Origin of the sequence: Methanothrix harundinacea 6Ac (assembly GCF_000235565.1) — an archaeon.
Taxonomy (GTDB): domain Archaea; phylum Halobacteriota; class Methanosarcinia; order Methanotrichales; family Methanotrichaceae; genus Methanocrinis; species Methanocrinis harundinaceus.
In genome coordinates, this window is record NC_017527.1 from 1,089,429 (window position 1) to 1,106,534 (window position 17,106).

16 protein-coding genes are annotated in these 17,106 nt (G+C 63.1%); 4 read left to right on the top strand and 12 right to left on the bottom strand.

Annotated elements, in window-relative coordinates; genetic code table 11:
* Positions 1-123: 123 nt before the first annotated feature.
* Complete coding sequence (locus MHAR_RS05140) at positions 124-1,605, top strand: cobyric acid synthase (protein ID WP_048144391.1); 1,482 nt, start codon at positions 124-126, stop codon at positions 1,603-1,605.
* Positions 1,606-1,840: 235 nt separating this feature from the next.
* On the opposite strand, the gene MHAR_RS05150 is transcribed toward MHAR_RS05140, so the two are convergent.
* Genes MHAR_RS05150 through MHAR_RS05160 form a run of 3 tightly spaced genes read right to left on the bottom strand, consistent with a single transcriptional unit; the run spans position 1,841 to position 4,209 of the window.
* Complete coding sequence (locus MHAR_RS05150) at positions 1,841-2,704, bottom strand: CBS domain-containing protein (protein ID WP_014586554.1); 864 nt, start codon at positions 2,702-2,704, stop codon at positions 1,841-1,843.
* On the bottom strand, positions 2,697-3,140 hold the full coding sequence (locus tag MHAR_RS05155) for a universal stress protein (protein ID WP_014586555.1): 444 nt from the start codon (positions 3,138-3,140) through the stop codon (positions 2,697-2,699). Before MHAR_RS05155 ends, MHAR_RS05150 begins: the two co-directional genes overlap by 8 nt.
* Positions 3,141-3,150: 10 nt before the next feature.
* The gene (locus tag MHAR_RS05160) at positions 3,151-4,209 is read right to left on the bottom strand and encodes an amidohydrolase family protein (RefSeq protein WP_014586556.1); all 1,059 of its coding nucleotides are present in this window, start codon (positions 4,207-4,209) and stop codon (positions 3,151-3,153) included.
* Positions 4,210-4,266: 57 nt separating this feature from the next.
* On the opposite strand from MHAR_RS05160, the gene MHAR_RS05165 reads away from it, so the two are divergent.
* Positions 4,267-4,932 carry a 2,5-diamino-6-(ribosylamino)-4(3H)-pyrimidinone 5'-phosphate reductase gene (locus MHAR_RS05165; RefSeq protein WP_014586557.1) on the top strand — a complete coding sequence of 222 codons (666 nt, stop codon included), beginning with the start codon at positions 4,267-4,269 and terminating at the stop codon, positions 4,930-4,932.
* Positions 4,933-4,936: 4 nt separating this feature from the next.
* Here MHAR_RS05165 and MHAR_RS05170 read toward each other — a convergent pair whose 3' ends face one another.
* Entirely contained in the window at positions 4,937-5,638 is a 702-nt protein-coding gene (locus tag MHAR_RS05170; protein ID WP_014586558.1) for a DUF169 domain-containing protein, read from the bottom strand.
* 220 nt (positions 5,639-5,858) lie between these two features.
* On the opposite strand from MHAR_RS05170, the gene MHAR_RS13665 reads away from it, so the two are divergent.
* Complete coding sequence (locus tag MHAR_RS13665) at positions 5,859-6,005, top strand: hypothetical protein (RefSeq protein ID WP_014586559.1); 147 nt, start codon at positions 5,859-5,861, stop codon at positions 6,003-6,005.
* Between the two features lie 38 nt (positions 6,006-6,043).
* Here MHAR_RS13665 and MHAR_RS05180 read toward each other — a convergent pair whose 3' ends face one another.
* The 7 genes from MHAR_RS05180 to MHAR_RS05205 all read right to left on the bottom strand — a co-directional run bounded on the left by MHAR_RS05180 (position 6,044) and on the right by MHAR_RS05205 (position 13,531).
* Positions 6,044-6,547, bottom strand: coding sequence for an O-acetyl-ADP-ribose deacetylase (locus MHAR_RS05180; RefSeq protein ID WP_014586560.1), 504 nt, complete (start codon positions 6,545-6,547; stop codon positions 6,044-6,046).
* Positions 6,548-6,629: 82 nt separating this feature from the next.
* Positions 6,630-8,198 (bottom strand): GNAT family N-acetyltransferase, encoded by a 1,569-nt coding sequence (locus MHAR_RS12445; protein WP_014586561.1) that lies wholly within the window; start codon positions 8,196-8,198, stop codon positions 6,630-6,632.
* A complete protein-coding gene (locus MHAR_RS05190) occupies positions 8,195-9,202 on the bottom strand; it encodes a D-alanine--D-alanine ligase family protein (RefSeq protein ID WP_014586562.1) in 1,008 nt (335 codons plus the stop codon). The genes MHAR_RS12445 and MHAR_RS05190 overlap by 4 nt, the downstream gene beginning before the upstream one ends.
* A 1-nt stretch (position 9,203) precedes the next feature.
* The gene (locus tag MHAR_RS05195; RefSeq protein ID WP_014586563.1) at positions 9,204-10,292 is read right to left on the bottom strand and encodes a KamA family radical SAM protein; all 1,089 of its coding nucleotides are present in this window, start codon (positions 10,290-10,292) and stop codon (positions 9,204-9,206) included.
* A complete protein-coding gene (locus tag MHAR_RS13295) occupies positions 10,285-10,473 on the bottom strand; it encodes a hypothetical protein (protein ID WP_143763290.1) in 189 nt (62 codons plus the stop codon). Before MHAR_RS13295 ends, MHAR_RS05195 begins: the two co-directional genes overlap by 8 nt.
* Positions 10,474-10,854: 381 nt before the next feature.
* On the bottom strand, positions 10,855-11,727 hold the full coding sequence (locus MHAR_RS05200; RefSeq protein ID WP_014586564.1) for an ion transporter: 873 nt from the start codon (positions 11,725-11,727) through the stop codon (positions 10,855-10,857).
* A gap of 223 nt (positions 11,728-11,950) precedes the next feature.
* Complete coding sequence (locus MHAR_RS05205; protein ID WP_014586565.1) at positions 11,951-13,531, bottom strand: TrkH family potassium uptake protein; 1,581 nt, start codon at positions 13,529-13,531, stop codon at positions 11,951-11,953.
* Positions 13,532-13,651: 120 nt separating this feature from the next.
* Here MHAR_RS05205 and MHAR_RS05210 point away from each other — a divergent pair, with 120 nt between their 5' ends.
* Complete coding sequence (locus tag MHAR_RS05210) at positions 13,652-14,932, top strand: APC family permease (protein WP_014586566.1); 1,281 nt, start codon at positions 13,652-13,654, stop codon at positions 14,930-14,932.
* Between the two features lie 553 nt (positions 14,933-15,485).
* Here MHAR_RS05210 and MHAR_RS05215 read toward each other — a convergent pair.
* Positions 15,486-17,093, bottom strand: a complete 1,608-nt coding sequence (locus MHAR_RS05215; RefSeq protein ID WP_014586567.1) for a hypothetical protein — start codon at positions 17,091-17,093, stop codon at positions 15,486-15,488.
* Between the last annotated feature and the right edge of the window lie 13 nt (positions 17,094-17,106).

Sequence of the window (17,106 nt, forward strand, 5' to 3'; positions counted from 1 at the left end):
TCGGGGAATTCTCAGATGCCCCTCTTCCTATTAGAGGGTGCAGAAAATTTTTTTTACCTATTACCACACCAATCCCCCCCTTCCAAAAGACAAATAAGCCTTCCCACCACTCCCGGAGACCTGATGACGCGATTCATCGTGGTCCTGGGGACCTGCTCCCACTCCGGAAAGAGCACCATCGTCGCCGCCCTCTGTAGAATCCTCCGAAATCGGGGCCTCAAAGTAGCCCCCTTCAAGTCCCAGAACATGTCCCTCAACTCCTGGGTCACCTCTGAGGGAAAGGAGATGGGGATAGCCCAGGCGGTCCAGGCCTGGGCGGCGGGGGTGGAGCCCTCCGAGCTGATGAACCCCATCCTCCTCAAGCCCAAGGGGGACAGAACGAGCCAGGTGATCGTCTTCGGGGTGCCGGTCGCCGATAGGTCGGCGGAGGAGTACTACCGGGAGATCGATGGGCTGAAAGGGGTCGTGGACCGGGCCATCGATGAGCTGTCGCAGGAGTACGACTACATCGTCGTGGAGGGGGCGGGAGGGGCGGCGGAGATCAACCTCTTCGACCGGGACATCGCCAACATCTACGTCGCAAGAAAGCTCGGCGCCCCCATCATCCTGGTGGGGGACATCGAGAGGGGCGGGGTCTTCGCCAGCCTCTACGGGACGGCGGCGCTTCTGCCCCCCGAGATCCGGCCCCTGGTCAAAGGGCTCGTCATCAACAAGTTCCGGGGCGACCCCGCCATCCTGGAGCCGGGGCTTGGGATGCTGGAGGAACTGACGGGCGTGCCCGTCCTGGGGGTGATGCCCTACCTCGACCTGGACCTCCCCTCCGAGGACTCCGTCTCCCTGGGGGACAAGAGGAGGGGCGGCGGGGGCGAAAAGGTGGAGATCGCCGTCGTCAGGCTCCCGAGGATCTCGAACTTCACCGACTTTGAGCCCCTGGAGCGGGAGGCTAGGGTCCGGTACGTCGCCCCCGGCGAGCCCCTGGGAAGCCCCGACGCCGTCATCATCCCCGGTACGAAGAACACCGTCGCAGACCTGGAGGAGATGAGGGTGAGGGGTACCGACCGGGAGATCCTGGCCCTCCGCAGGGCCGGGGTCCCGATCCTCGGGATCTGTGGCGGCTACCAGATCCTGGGGAAGAGGATCGTCGACCTCGGGATCGAGAACGCCACCGTCGAGATGCCCGGCCTCGGCCTCCTGGACCTCGTGACCCGGTTCGACCGGTACGAGAAGAGGACCGTCCAGGTGGAGAAGCCGGTCACCGGAGGCGGCCCGATCCTGGGGCGGATTATGGGGGAGAGGGTGTGGGGCTACGAGATCCACATGGGAGTGACCGCCTCCAGGGACCCCCCGGCCTTCGGGGACGACGGCGCCGTGGCCGACGACGGCCTTGTCATAGGAACCTACCTCCACGGGATCTTCAACAACCAGAACTTCAGGGACGCCTTCTTGGACTACCTCTATTCGAGGAAGAACCTGGTCCGGGGATCCGCCCTCCGGGGCGACGGCTACGACGAGCTCGCCTCCGCCGCGGAGAAGTTCCTGGATCTGGAGCGGATATGGGGTATGATCGGCCTCGAGCCGGAGGCGGGGAGCATCCCCAGGGAATAATGGGGATCCTTGCAGCCTCGACTTTGGAGCTCCCGGACTAAGGAGGGCTGGAGATGGATAGAGGCCCCTTCCGCCCATGGCCTTCAGCCGTCGGCGAAGAAGACCTATCCCGCCCCTCGGGGGAGCTACCGGCCGGGAGGCGCGGCGGCTCTGGATCCCTTCAACCGGGCCGCCAAATCATATCGGAAGAGATGAAGCAGGAAGAGGAGGGGGCAGGGAGCGGCGTCTCCCTGCCTCAGGCCCCGGCCTCGAGGGAGTGCTGAATCAAGGCCCAGAGGAGGTCGGAGTCCTTAAGCATCCCCGCCAGCTTCTGATGGGCCGTCACCACCGGCAGCTGGTCGATCCCCTTTCTCATCATCACCCTTGCGCACTCCGAGACCTCGCTCGTCTTGATGGCGGTGACGGCGGGGACCATCGCCTGCTTGACGGGGATCTTCCGGAGGGATATCCTCGATACCCCGTAGTAGAAGTTGAGGGTGTCCCGGGTGCTCTCCCAGGTCCACTCGTCCTCGTCGTTCGCCGAGGACATATCCGACATCTCGACGGAGTCCTCGATGACGGAGGCGTTTATCAGATCCCGGTCGGAGACGATCCCCACCAGCTTCAGCTCCGAGTCGATCACCGGCGAGGCCTGGACGTTCGCGTACTCCATCACGGCTCCGGCCACGGGGAGGGGCATCTCGTCCCAGAGGGCGACGGTCATCTTCTCAAAGTACCGCTCTATAGGCCTCTTTATCTCCAGGTCTGCCACCACCCGGATGACGTCGGCGACGCTGACGATCCCCACCAGGGCTCCATCCTCCACCACGGGAAGCCGTCTTATGTCGTTCTCCGCCAGATGCCTCGCCGCCTCGACGACGTCGTCGTCGGGGTGGACGACCAGGGGATCCCGGGTCATCAGGAGGGCGGTCTGGTCCTCTTCGGGGTTTCGGAGAAGGTCGGTCCTGGTCACCATCCCCACCAGCTCCCCGCCCTTCACCACCGGCACCCCCGAGACGTGCCTCTCCTGGAGGGCCTTCAATACCATGTCCCTGGAGCCGGGGACCGTCACGTAGGCTACGTCTCTGACCATCACCTCTTTTACCAGAACATCAATCACAAACCTTCTCCCCCGGAACCGTGATGACGGGAACTGTGGAGGTGCGGACCACCTTCTCGGCTACGCTTCCGAGGAGGAACTTCTCGAGGCCGGATCGCCCGCAGCTCCCGATGACTATGGCGTTCACCCCGACCTCCTCCGCCACCCGGACCAGCTCCTCGCCGGGGTTCCCCTCCACCACCATCTTGGTGGAGGCGACCCCAGACCTCTCGGCCATCTCACCGATGAAGGCGGTGGCGTTCTCCCCCTCCTTTATCAAGAGATCCCTTATGCTCGCAAGAGCCATGTCCTCGGGGAGGTGGCTCAGCCTTCCCGTATCGGCGACGTAGACTATGGTGACGGAGCCCCCAGAGAGCCTGGCTAGCTCTATCCCCACCGCTGCCGCCCGTTCGCTATGCTTTGACCCGTCGGTTGCTATCATTATCCTCTCAAACATGGAAAAACCCCTAGATGACGGCCAGAACGTCGGAGGGTTCCGCCCTCCTCACCAGGCTTGCCAGAGGGTCCCTCGACCCCGCCATATTCTCCGACCGTCTGTCGATGACCATTATCCTGCACTCCTTTCCGACTCGGATGGCGCCGGCCTCATCATCTGCGCCCAGGATCCGTGCACCGTTTAGCGTGCACATCATAAATACCTGTCTATCGTTATGCAGCAGGGCCTTGGATGCCAGCTCCATCTCGGAGAAGAGGTTTGGCGAGTTGAGCATGACGTTGTCGGTCCCCAGGCCGACGGTGATCCCCATCTCCAGCATCCGGGCGACGTCTGGAAGGCCGACGCCGGTGACGAGGTTCGACCGGGGGCAGACGACGACCGGCACCCCCGCCTCCGCCACCATCCTCAGGTCCCGGGGCTCGGCCCTGGTGAGGTGGACGAGGAGGTCGGGCTCGAGGCTCAGCGCATCTTCGATGTCGTCTCGGTCCGCCTCCCCGGCGTGGAGGGCGACCTTCTTTCCCTCCCGCCTCGCCGCCTCGGCCACCTCCTCGACCCAGGACCGGGGATGATCTTTGGTGCTGCTGATCCCGACCCCCCAGCACTTCTCGTGAATCCTCACCGATCCGGGATCGGGCCGCCCGAAGATCCTCCCGGCCAGCCCCGTCCCCTCCATCGCCTCCAGAAGCATCTCGACCCCGTCGGACCCTCCCTCCCGAAAGTCGGCGAAGGCCGCGGTTCCAGACCGGGCCATGTAGAGGAGGGAACGCCTCATCCCCTCCACCACCTCCCGGCGGGGGGCGGAGGCGAGGGCCCGATGCTTCAGGCCCCCCGGGCCCACCAGGTCCCTGAGGGGGAGGTAGGGGGGGTCTTTAAAGAAGGAGTCGCCGAGGTGGACGTGGCCGTTGACGAGGGCCGGGGCGATGATCCCCAGCAGGTCCGACTCCACCTCCTCGGGCCCGATCTCAGCGACGACCCCTCCCCGGAGGCAGAGGTGCCCCTCGAAGGGCTCGAGCTCCTCGCCGAGGAGGATCGTCCCCGAAAGGACTACCTCGTCATCCTGCCTCATCATGAAAGAGAGATCGGGGAGGGAAAATATTTAGCTTTCCTCTCCGTCGTCAAGACCCTCATGGAGAGGCCCTTCGTATTCATCAACAGCGCCATGAGCGCCGACGGGAAGATCAGCTCCTTCCTTCGCCAGCAGGTGAGGATATCGGGGCCGGAGGATATGGGGCGGGTCGGCCTCCTCCGGGCCGAGAGCGACGCGGTGATGGTGGGGGTGGGGACGGTCCTCGCCGACGATCCGGGGCTGAGGGTGAAGTCTCCGGACCATAGAGGCATGAGGTCGAAGCTGGGGAAACCCGAGGACCCCCTTCGGGTCGTCGTCGACAGCCAGGGCAAAACCCCGCCTTCGGCGAAGGTGCTGGGGGACGGGTGCATCCTAGCCGTATCGAGGGCCGCCCCCGAGGAGCGGCTCCGCCTTCTGGGGGATAGGTGCGAGGTCGTAGCCTTCGGGGAGGAGAGGGTCGATCTTCCGGAGCTCCTCTCTTTCCTCTATAAAAGAGGGGTAAGAAGGCTGATGGTGGAGGGGGGGGCCACCCTCAACTGGTCCCTCGTCGAGGGGGGGCTCGTCGACGAGATCTCGACTTACATCGGCCCCATCATCATCGGAGGGGCGAGGGCCCCCACCCTCGTCGACGGCCCCGGCTTCTCCGGCGGCTATCCGGAGCTCGAGCTATCGGCCGCCGAGGCTCTGGACGGAGGCGTCCTCCTCCGGTGGCGCCTTCTCCGGTGAGCCTTCAGGACCTCATCCAGTCGTCCCAGACCTTCCCCCGGGCGGCCAGGATGGGGACGACCTTCTCGGCCATATCGAAGGGGATCCCCACCACCACGAAGTCGTCCTCCAATCCGGCGTTCTTGGCGGCGCCGTCGCAGCCGAGGGAGACGTTCACGTCCCCCTTCAGGATCGGCGAGGAGGTGGCGTCGACGCAGAAGGACTGGATCCCGGAGGTGTCGAAGTCCACCCTGCCCCCCTCAGCGAAGAGGGCTGCCTGGACGACCCTCCTCGCCTGGAAGGGCTTTCCGACGAAGATGACGACGTCCGGCTTCAACTTCATCTTCTCCAGGGGCGCCACCAGGGTCGCGACGGTGCTCCCCGCCTTCTGGGCCGGGAAGGAGGAGACGATCTTCGAGCCCGCCTCCTTCGTTTCGACCTTGTTCAGCTTCGAGAAGTAGAGGTTTCCTGAGGAGATGTTCTCGGGAAACTCCATCAGGCCGAGCCCCGCCGCCCCGCCCTTGCAGGAGTGGAGATCGGAGTTGGCGAGGGTCGTCTCGCCCCGGAGCCTCGCCGCCTGGACCATCTCGCAGTAGCGGAGGGGCCCTGGGATCATCTTCATCTCCGGGGGGATCTCCTCCTCGCCTCTGATCAATTTCACGCCCACAGGGTTTGTTTCCAGGTGGAGTGTCGCAACCAGCGTCTTTGCCATCTCATCAAGTTCCATAGAGAATACCTCTCAGTTTATGCCTGGAGACGGGTTTTGCGCCGGGGCTACATCTCTCTTGCGCTTCGATGGCATGATCGATTTGGGTATTTCAGATCCGCACCCTCTCGGAGGGTACAGTCCCAAAAAAGAATACGTTTTGCCGGGCCAGCCCCGACGGGGCGGGAGCTTTCATATTCTATATCACACGATAGCTCAGTATACGGCTGAGACGACGACGATGACCGATCGGCTGGTCAGCATGGAAACGGACGATGAGCCCCTCAGCGAGGAGACCTTCAAGAGGATAGAAGAGGCGCTGGAGGACTTGAAACGGGGCCGATACTACACCGAGGAAGAGATCGAAGCTGAGCTGGAGCTTGGTTAATGTACTCTGTCATCTAGCCAGAGCCCTTATTCGCATGTCTAGAGCACTTCCAGGTAGCACCCCCTCGCCTCCTCGCTGAAGCAGACTAGCACCACCCTCTCGATCGAGCTTCCGCCCTCCAGAAACCTACTGATCTCGGCTACGGCGATCTTTGATGCCCGCTCCATGGGAAACCCGTAGGCTCCAGCGCTTATGGCCGGAAAGGCGATCGTCTTGATCCCGTTCTCCCCGGCGAGCTCCAAAGAACTGCGATAGGCCTTAGCCAGAAGATCCTCCTCGCCCCGGCCTCCCCCATGCCAGATCGGCCCCACGGTGTGGATCACGAACTTCGCGGGAAGGTCGTACCCCTTTGTTATCCTCGCCTCGCCGGTCGGGCAGCCGCCGAGGGTTCGGCACTCTTCGAGAAGGCGGGGGCCCGCCGCCCGGTGGATCGCGCCGTCGACCCCCCCGCCGCCGAGGAGGGTGGGGTTTGCGGCGTTGACGATCGCCTCCGCCTCCACCCGCGTTATGTCCCCGAGGATGACCTCGATCCGACCTTTCATCTCCGACCACCTCTCTCAGATCGGATGGAAGGTCATCTTATATCCGGATTTTGCGGGGAAGAAAGAAGCTTTCTTCTCCCGGTCAAGCTCCCGATCCCGCCCCTCCGGAGAGGTACTCCTCCCTCGTGACGTCGAAGAGGAGGTCGTCGAGGCAGCGGTCCCCCAGGAGGGAGGAGGCCCGTCGGGTCCCGATCCTCCGAAAGCCCGCCGCCTCCAGGGCCCTGATCGAGGAGATGTTCTCGACGGTGGCGGAGGCGTATATCGAATTCAAGCCCAGCCTGGAGAAGCCGTGCTCTACGATAGCCTCGACGATGGCGTTGCCGAGGCCGACGCCCCTATGATCGGGGTCGCCGATCAGGTACGAGATCTCGCCGGTGCAGGGGGTCCTCTCGTAGAGGGAGGCGAAGCCTATAGGCAGATCGCCTTCAAAAATGACGAAGTCCTCGTCCTTTGAGCACAGGATGCTCGCCACGAGCTGGTCTATGGTGAGGGACATAGACGGCTCCATGTACTTCGTCAGCTCCTGGTCCTCAAACCAGCGGAAGAGGAGGGGGGCGTCCTCCGCCCTCACCCGCCGGAAGTCGAGCCCGCCCGCCGAGAAGACGACTTCTCCCTCCAGTGCCGCCATTCCGCCATTGGACCTAGCATCGGTCCAGAGGCGGCCCCGCCCGAACCGGTCCAGGGCAATCCTCGCTATCCTCAAAATCAGCTCCGGGTACTCCATTCCGGCGGCGGCCGCCGCCCGGGCGAAGCCGCTCCCCGTCGGGTTTATGCAGGGGTTGGGGTTCACCTCGATGACGAAGGGCTCGCCATCCTCCTCCCTGATCCGGAAGTCGACCCGAGCGTACCCCTCGACCCCCAGGGCGGAGCAGGCCCTCTTTGCGAGATCTTCGATCCTTTCCCTCAGCTCCGGCTCCAGGGGGGCGGGGCAGAGGGGAATGGTGTTCTGGTAGAGGGGGCTCTCCTCGATCCACTTCGCCTCAAAGCCGAGGATCTTCGGCGTTCCATCGGGGAGGTCGAAGACGATCTCCGAGATGGGGAGGACCTCGAAGCCTCCGGGGCCGATGAAGAGGGCGGCGTTCACCTCTCGCCCCCCGATGTACTCCTCCGCCAGGGCGGCCTGGCAGTAAGTCTCTATGACTTGCGAGACCTTGGCCCTCAGCTCCACCTCGTCTTTTGCGATGGAGTCGAAGGTTATGCCGATGGACGCATCCTCCAGGGCGGGCTTGATTATCACCGGAAAGTCGAGGCTGAACGGCTCCTCGCCGTTCCGAAATATCGAGAACCGCGGGGTGGGTATCCCCTCCCTCTCCAGGACCAGCTTGGAGAGGCCCTTGTCCCTCGCCACCTCCAGGGCTGTGGAGGGGGAGCCGGTGAAGGGGATGCCGAGGAGCTCGATGAACCCGGCGACGTTCGCCTCGGCCCGGAGGTCGTCGCCGAAACCCTCGGCCAGGTTGAATACGAGATCGAAGTTCTTCAGGGAGAAGAGAGCCTCCAGGCTGCACCGGAGGGGGACGGCCTCGTGGCCCGCGGCTTCCAGGCTCCGTTTCGCCACCTCCACCGTCTCCAGCACCTCGAGCTCCGCCGCCATCTCGGTCTCGCTCCGGCAGGAGCCGTCTCCTGGGACGTTATAGAGGATCGCGACCTTCATATCGAGATCCCCTGGCGGCTCAGGGCGGAGGAGAAGATCTTCCCTATCAGCCCCTCGTAAGAGTAGCCGGCAGCATAGGCGGCCTTGGGGAAGCGGGAGTTCTCGGCGGGGTCGGGGATGAGGCCGGGGAGGGCGTTGACGTCGAAGACGGAAGGCTCGCCGTCGGCGTCGAGGCGGAGGTCGAGCCTGCAGAGGTCCCTCACCTCCAGGGCCTCGAAGCTCTCCGTCGCCGCCCTCTCGATCCTGGATCGGAGGTCCTCGTCCAAGTCGGCGGGGCAGACGGTGGTGTCGAACCCGGCCTCCAGGGAGTCGTAGATCCACTTCACCTCGTAGCAGTCGAACCTCGGCGCTCCCGCGGGGAGGCCCTCAAAGCCGACCTCGACGACGGGAAGGACCTCGGGCGGGTTTCCGAGGAGCCCCACCGTGAACTCCCTTCCGGTCAGGTACTCCTCGACGAGGACGGGCTGGCGGTACTTCGCCATCATCTCGCCAGCCACCGCCTCCAGCTCCTCCACCTCCCTCACCAGGGACCTGGCGGTGATCCCCCGGCTCGACCCCTCACCGTTCGGCTTCAAGAAGAGGGGAAAATCGAGGTCTGGCCTCAGCTCATCGGCTCTCCTCAAAAGCTGGAACCGCGGGGTCCGGATCCCGTTGGCCAGGAGGACCTCCTTCGTCCTCCTCTTGTCCAGGGTGATGGCGAGGGTGGTGACCCCGGAGCCGGAGTAGGGGATCCCCAGCATCTCCAGCATCGCCGGGATCTGGGCCTCCCTCGCCTCCCCCCGGATCCCCTCGGCGATGTTGAAGGCGAAGTCGAAATCGCCGCGGCGGAGCCTCTCGTACGCCTCCTCGTCCGCCTCGACGACCTCGACGGAGTCGCAGTAGTTCAGCAGGGCCGACCTGATCGCCTCCACCGTCGAGGGGGCGTCGAACTCGGCGAAGGTGTCGTCCCCCGACTCCCGGCTGTAGTCAGATGGGAGGATGTTGCAGGTGAGGGCGACCTTCATCTCAGATCCTCGGGTTGGGGTACTCGTAGACCTCGCCCTTGTAGTTGGATATGACCGCCTTCTCCTCATCGGTGGCCAGGAGGTAGTCCGGCGGCAGTATCGGGATCTTGCCGCCGCCCGGCGAGTCGATGATCAGGTGGGGGACGCAGAGGCCGGAGGTGTGGCCCTGGAGGTGACAGATGACGTCGAAGCCCGCCTGGAGGGTGGTCCTGAAGTGCTCGACCCCCTTCACCAGATCGCAGAGGTAGATGTAGTAGGGCCTCACCCGGTTCTTGACGAGCTTCTGCATCAGCTCCTTCATCACCTCGGGGTCGTCGTTGATCCCCCGGAGGAGGACGGTCTGGGACCCCAGGGGGATTCCGGCGTCCGCCAGGAGCTTTAGGGCCCGCTCGCTATCGGGGTTGATCTCCCTGGGGTGCTCGAAGTGGAGGTTCATGTAGAGGGGGTGGTACTTCTTGAGGACCTTGACGAGCCTCGGAGTCACCCGCTCCGGCATCACCGAGGGGACCCGGCTCCCAATTCTGATGATCTCGACGTGGGGTATCGACCTCAGCTCCCGGAGGATGATATCCAGCTCCCGGTTGGACCGGAGGAGAGGATCGCCGCCGCTGAGGAGGACGTCCCTAACTTCGGGGTGGCCCCGGATGTAATCGATCCCCTGGAAGATCTGCTGCATCGGGGTCTGTTCGACCCTTCCGACGGACCGCTTTCGCGTACAGAACCTGCAGTACATGGCGCACTTGGAGCTGACCATCAGGAGGACCCGGTCGGGGTACCGGTGGATGAGGCCGGGGACCTTGGTGTCCCTCCCCTCGGAGAGGGGGTCTGCCACGTTCCGGAAGTCGGAGAGCTCCTCCGCGGACGGGACCGCCTGCTTCCAGATGGGGTCGCCCTTCTCCTGGATGAGGGCGAGGAAGTGGCTGCTGATCTTCATCGGGTAGACCTTTTTCACCCGGTCGATCTCCTCCATGTCGCCTCCGAGGCGGGCCAGGAGCTCGTGGACGGTCTCGGCCCGTTGTGGAGGCTTATCGTCGGAGGATTCGGCTATAAAATCGGTTTTGCCGCTGGAAATGGAGGCTGAATCAAACATTTGCCTCACCTCTCCTGAAGAGAGGTGTGATCATGGATATGACCGGCTTCATCGGATCTAATGCTCCGAATTCGTCTATTTTCTGGCTCAAGCTGGATAATACCTGCTTTGATGGTCTGAATCCAGATAATACCCTTGAAACATAACTATCAAGGTGGTTTGCGAAGTCATTCGCGGTCATGTGTTTACCAACCCGCTGATATCTATATCAGGTAGATAAACCTGTTGATCCGAGGGTTTGAGCCTCGAAAAAAGCCATATTATCCCTGGTTATCTTATCAAAATCCGAATTACTCTTTTTATTTGGCTTTTAGGCAGAAAATCCCGGAAATGCTCTTTCCCCGTCCTATGACGCTGTAATCGGGCGTTTAATGGACTGAAGCCATGATCCAGGGGAATAAAATCTCAGATCGTCCTTAAATAGAAAGATCTGCCCTCCCCTTCCCCGGTCCGGGAGGGGGATTACATTCGCGAAATAAGAGCTATGATTCCCTCCCCTGGCGGGCTCCGCCGGCCCCCTCCATCTCCTCCCCTTCGATCGCCCCCCTGCCCCTGGATAATGTCAGAACTCGCCTTCTTCGCCGGCCTCGGAGATCTGCTGGTGGTAGAGGCGATGGCCGCACCGCCTGCAGTAGGAGGCGTCGACCTCGTGCTCCTCAAGGCCGCAGAGGGGGCAGAGGGTGCTCGTCTTCCTGGTGATCAGGACCCACTCCTTGACGATCTTGCTCGCCTCCCAGGGGATGAGGATGATCCCGGAGAGGATCATCAGGATCGTCACCAGTCTTCCTGCATCGGTGGAGGGAGTGACGTCCCCGAAGCCGACGGTCGTCAGGGCCACCACTGTGAAGTAGAAGGCGTCCCCGAAGTTTGTGACCCCGGGGTTCGCGGGGCTTTCGACGTGGAAGAAGATCCCCGAGCCGATGAAGAAGAGGATCAAAATCGTCGTCACCAGCCGGACCAGCTTCACCAGCTCCAGGGAGATGCTCCCGAAGAAGAGGTGGGGGGCGGCGATGAAACGGAGGAACCTGAAGATCCTCAAGACCTTGAAGACCCGGATCGTCTTGACGAATGCGATGTTGAGGGTGAGGCCGAAGAGGGGGAGGACCGCCTGGAAGAGGGTCGGTAGGATCGCCACTAGGTCTATGACGCTGTATATCCCCGAAATCTGCCTTCGCCGATCGGGGGCGGCGTAGAGGCGGGCGAGGTACTCGAGGACGAAGAGGCCGACGACTGCGACCTCCAGCCTCCAGAGGAAGGACCTCGTCGCTTCGGATATCTCGTAGGTGTCGAGGACGAAGATGGCGCAGACGAGGAGGTTCAGGAAGATGATGGAGACGTCGATCCCCTTGCCCAGGGGGGTCTGGTAGTCGATGAGGTAGAACTCCACCAGCTCTCGGAAGGTGTCTGGGCGTCTTTGGCCATCAATTTTGGTCATCGTGTACTTTAATTCACTCCATCCGGAGATAAACAACTTCTGGTGGGCTTCTTTCCTCAGAAGGCGGGTCTGTGATGATCTTCAATCTTTCAACCGCCACCAAACCGCAGACGAGGCCTAAGACGCCAAATGTGCAGGCGGAGGCTGGAACTGCTAATGTGACATCGAAGCTCAGGTCTATCTTCTCGATTGTGGCGAAGGAGGAAGAAGAAAATCCAGACGACTATTTCCTCCAGAAATTAGGCATGAATAGCACCATCACCGGAAGTATCTCCATCCTTCCTACGAACATGCAGATCACGCCGATCATCTTGCCGGCGGCGGTTACGCCGCTGAAGTCATAAGCGACAGCACCAAGACCAGGACCCACCGCCCCCATGCAGGTTGCGATCGCTGAAACCGTCGAGATCAGGTCGAATACCGGATTTCCCGCCTCCGTCAGGGCCATCGCCAGGGAAGCGACGAAAAATACCAGCAGATAGAGAAGGGCAAAGAAGAGTATCGATCGAAGGACCTCTTCCTGGACCGTGGCTCCGGTAATCTTTATCGGCTTTACGGCTCGGGGGTGGATCAGCTCGATCAGCTCACGTCTGCCGTACTTTAATATCAGCAGTATGCGCGCGACCTTTATCCCCCCACCCGTTGAGCCGACGCAACCGCCGATCAGCATCAGAGCCACAATAATCATGCTGGAGGCGACCGGCCAGGTATTATATTCGAAGTTATTCGTAAATCCGGTGGTCGTCATGGTGGTGACTACCTGAAAGCCGACGATTCTGAGCCTGTGGAGAAGGTTTCCCTCCCCTCCACCGGCCAAGAGGATCATAACGATCGCTGACGCCATTATCAACAGGTAGAACCTGAACTCTGAGTCTCTCACATAAACCGAGATCGAGCCTTTGTAGAGGAGGATGTAGTGGAGGTTGTAGCTCGTCGCTCCAAGGATCATGAAGAAGACCACGATCGCCTCAATCGGAAGGCTAGAGTAGGCGACGATGCCGGAGGCTTGGGGAGAATAGCCCGCCGTCGAGAGGGTTGCAAAGGCGGTCAAGATCGAATCGTATATCGGCATTCCCGCCAAATACAGCATGAAGGTCTCCAACCCCACCATGAGGAGGTATATGCCCCAGAATATCTTTGCCGTATCCTTCACCCGAGGGGTCAGGGTCTCTTTTTTAAGCCTGGCGGAGTCGACGTAATATAGCTGCCTTCCAGCAACACCGAGATGGGGAAAGATCGCTATGAAGAGCAAGATTATGCCGAGGCCGCCGAGGAGCTGGGTGAAAGACCTCCAGAAAAGGAGGCCGTAATAAGTTGGATCAGCGATATCGCCTCCGATGAGGGCGGCGTTTGTCGTCGGCCCTCCAGCAAGCTGATGGCTCAAGCCTGTGACTATACCCGATGCGAGGCAACCGCTTGAGGCGGTGGAGTTTATGATCCAGTAACCGTTAGCGTCGTATTCGGTGAGGATCGTCGCCCCCGTGGTTGTAAACCCGGACATCGACTCGAAGAGGGAGTCAATGAAGCCCACGCCCATAAGAACGAAGGGAAGGGCCCCAAAGACTGCCGCCAGGAGCCAGCCGAAGGTGACGATCAGGAAGGCGTCTTTATGTCCCACATCTCCTCCGGATCCGAGGCGTCTCATGGAATAACCGACGGCCAGGGTCGCCAAAGAGGATAAAACGAATGCCACGACCCCCGAGGGCTCTGAATAAATTATCGAGACTGCTAATGGCACAAGCATCAAAGCCCCGAGAACGATCATTAGAAAACCCAGGGTATGAAGAGCTATCCTCGCGCTCATAGGCCTCGGGGCGGCATATGACGTTCAAGGATATAAATATAATGTAACTGAATCCCTTCAGTCTATGCGATATCTGACGTAACACATTTATCGGATACGTTCAATACGACGAGGAATACGATGAGCGGAAGAACGGAGCTTAAACGGGAGCTGGGGCTCTTCGAGGTGACCCTCTCCGGGGTCGGGATCATCCTCGGGGCCGGGATATACGCCTTGATCGGGAAGGCGGCGGAGCTTGCCGGAAACTCCGTATGGATCGCCTTCGCCCTGGCGGCGCTGATCGCCATCTTCACAGGCCTCAGCTACGCCGAGCTCTCCTCGATCTTTCCGAGGGCCAGCGCCGAGTACGAGTACACAGACCGCGCCTTCGGCAAAAGGCTCGCCTTCGTCGTCGGATGGCTGATCATCTTCAGCGGGGTCATCGGAGCCTCCACCGTCGCCCTCGGCTTCGGAGGCTACTTCGAGGCCCTGACGGGAGCGCCGATCCTACCATCGGCGGTCCTGCTGATCCTCCTCCTCTCCGTCGTCCTCCTCTGGGGGGTGAAGCTCTCGGCCTGGTTTGCCATCGTATTCACCCTCATCGAGACGGCGGGGCTTTTGATCGTCATCTACGTCGGGATCCCGCATCTCGGGAGCGTCGACTACCTCCAGATGCCCGGCGGCCTCACCGGGGTCTTCGAGGCGGCGGCCCTCATCTTCTTCGCCTACATGGGATTTGAGGAGATGGTGAAGCTCTCGGAGGAGACGAGGGACCCCGAGAGGAATATGCCCCTAGCCCTGATCGCTGCCCTCGCCATCACCATCATCCTCTACATCCTGGTGGCCCTCAGCGTCGTCTCCGTCGTCCCCTGGGAGGTTTTGGCCGCCTCATCCGCCCCCTTCGCCGAGGTGGCGGCCGAGGCCCTCGGGCCGGAGGCCTTCGTCGTCATCTCGGCCATCGCCTTATTCGCCACCGCCAACACCGTCCTCCTGATGCTCCTCGCCGCATCCAGGATAGCCTACGGGATGGCCGAGGCCGCGTCGTTACCGACCGTCCTCGGCCGGGTCCATCCGGGGAGGAGGACGCCGATGGCGGCGATCGTCGCCGTGACGCTCCTCTCGATCGCCTTCGCCTTCTCCGGGGAGATCGCCTTCGTCGCCAGCGCCAACGACTTCATCCTCTTTCTGACCTTCATCGTCATCAACGGAAGCCTGATAGCCCTGAGGCGGAGAGATCCCGACCGGCCCCGCCCCTTCCGGGTCCCTCTGGCCGTCGGCTGGGTCCCCGTCCTCCCGGTCCTGGGGATCCTGACCTGCCTCTTCCTCATCCTCCACCTGGACGGGGCGGCGATCCTCCTGGGGTCTGGCCTTGCCGCCGCCGGTGGGGTCATAGCCCTGGCCCGCCGCCGAAGAGCCGGCTGACCCTTCGTCCAGGCGGCCCGACCTCGGGGGAGCCCCAGGCCCCCGCCCGCGGAAGATCTCGCCGAGGCCTAGCCTCTCGGCGGTCGGCTCGATGGCGCAGCGGATCCACTTGGGGCCGACGGGCTTTCCGCACCTCCCCTCGAAGATGTAGTTTTTTCCCGGATTCTTCTCGCCATATTCGGACGCTGCCGCCAGAAGCTCTGGGGATAGGGGGACCTCCTCGAACTCCGAATCGATAACCTCCCCCACCGATCCCGCCATCCCTCCTCCGGCCCCCTCGCCAGACCTCCCCCGAAGATCCCTGCTCCCGCGCCTGCCGAGCCGGAGGGCCCCTCGGCGGGGGTCGAGGTCGGAGAACCTCGCCCCCAGGAGATCTTCGAGGGGGCGGCCCGTCTCCAGGAGGATCCGGAGCATGATCCTGTCCCCCTCGGAGCTGAGGGAGGAGAGGAGCCGATCCCGCTCCTCGGGGGTCAGACGACGGCGGTCAGTGGTTTCGGCGGAGGTCACGATCTCTCCGTAGGGGCTGCCAGGCGGTTAAAGATATGGGGGATCATCAGGGGGCCGGCGTCTTGACGGCCCCCGGATCGATGGCGAGCCCCTCTCCCGGGTGGAGGCAGGAGTACTGGAGGCTCGTCTCGTAGCCGACCCCATGGAACCACTCTGCCCCTGACACGATCTCCCCCAGCCCCCGATCCCCGGCGGCCCCCGGGTCCACCGCCACGTGCCCCGACCCCGGATGGCGGACGATCACCCACATCCGGGGGTGGAGGGGATGGCCCTCACAACCCCTCATCAGGAGGGCGTCGTGCCCCTCCCTTTCGAGGAGCGCCCAGCAGACCTGGGCCTTCGCGAAGGAACCTGGGTCTGCCCCATCGGAGGAGTAGCTGTACCGGTCGAGGAGCCCCTCCAGCCCCAGGATCCAGGTGAGGTTCACCTCGGCCCTGGGATCGAGGCGGAGGAGCCGGGGCGGGTCGCAGTCCTGGACGACGAGGGCCTCGCTTCTTTCGACGGCCTCCGGCAGGGCGACCACCAGCCCCCTGTACCATCCGAGATCCTCGGGGCCGACGAGGCTTCCCACCCCGCGACCCCCCGCCCCGGAGGAGGAGATCGCCTGCCATCCCCCGTCGGGCCCCAGGACCACCACCCAGAAGGAGCCGCCCCCCCGGAGGACGGCGGCCTGGTACCCCCGATCGAGGAGGAGGCTTTCGAGGGCCGCCTCCCTTGCCGGGAGGGCTGCCCGGGTCGATGAGACGATCTCCTCGGAGGCGAGGTGGTCGACCCTGTCGGCCACCCGATGGGCGGTCAACGTCACCTTCACCTCCACCTCCGGGGTGGGGGCGGCCTCCACCCCCTCGAAGTGATGGGATCGGAGGGTCTCCGAGAGGACCGACCCCCAGCCGTCGAAGGTGGCGTTTCTAGGCTCCAGCTCAACATACCCCTCGGACCCCTCGTCCCGGAAGCTCTCGAGGAACGCCTCGAACGCCCCCAGGTTCTCCTCCCACCCCTCGGTGCAGGACCAGAAGGAGGCGAAGAAGAACCGCCCCGACCTTGGCGAAGGCCAGGCTACGATCCGCTTCTGGGAATCCCGGCCGCCGTACATGTAGAAGACGTTCAGGGCCGAGGCCCTCTGGCCGTCGACGACGATCGGCCTTCCCGGCTCCACCTCGAGGACGGAGAACCGAAGGGCGTCGCTCCTATAGGCCCTCCCCACCTGCCGGAGAAGGACCTCGGGGTCGATCCCCGGATCCTCGAACCAGCCGACCGTCGCGAAGGAGCAGCCCCCCTCCAGGGTGAGGTTTCCGCCATCCTGGTCCCCCCGGGGGGTCGCCGTCCATCCGGGGGGGAGGACGAAGGAGAAGCCTGGAGCTTCGGTCCGGCCGTCGGCTCCGCCCTCCGGGCGCCCTGAGGCGGTAAAGAGGGCTTCGATGGCCGCAGAAAGCTCTGAGGTGGGCACCCTCCCCCCGTCGGCTCCGTCGGAGAGGTTTGCGGCCGGGGCGGGCTCCGGCCCAACCGCGACCCCGCTCGTCTGGATGGGGGGGATCTCCAGGAGCCCCCCAAAGTCACGATCCCAGACGAACCCCTCCCCCCCCGATGGGACCGAGAGGAGGAGGAGGGCGCCAAATACGGCCGATAGGCTTCCAGAAGCGGAGATACCCCCCATGATAGCATCGCGG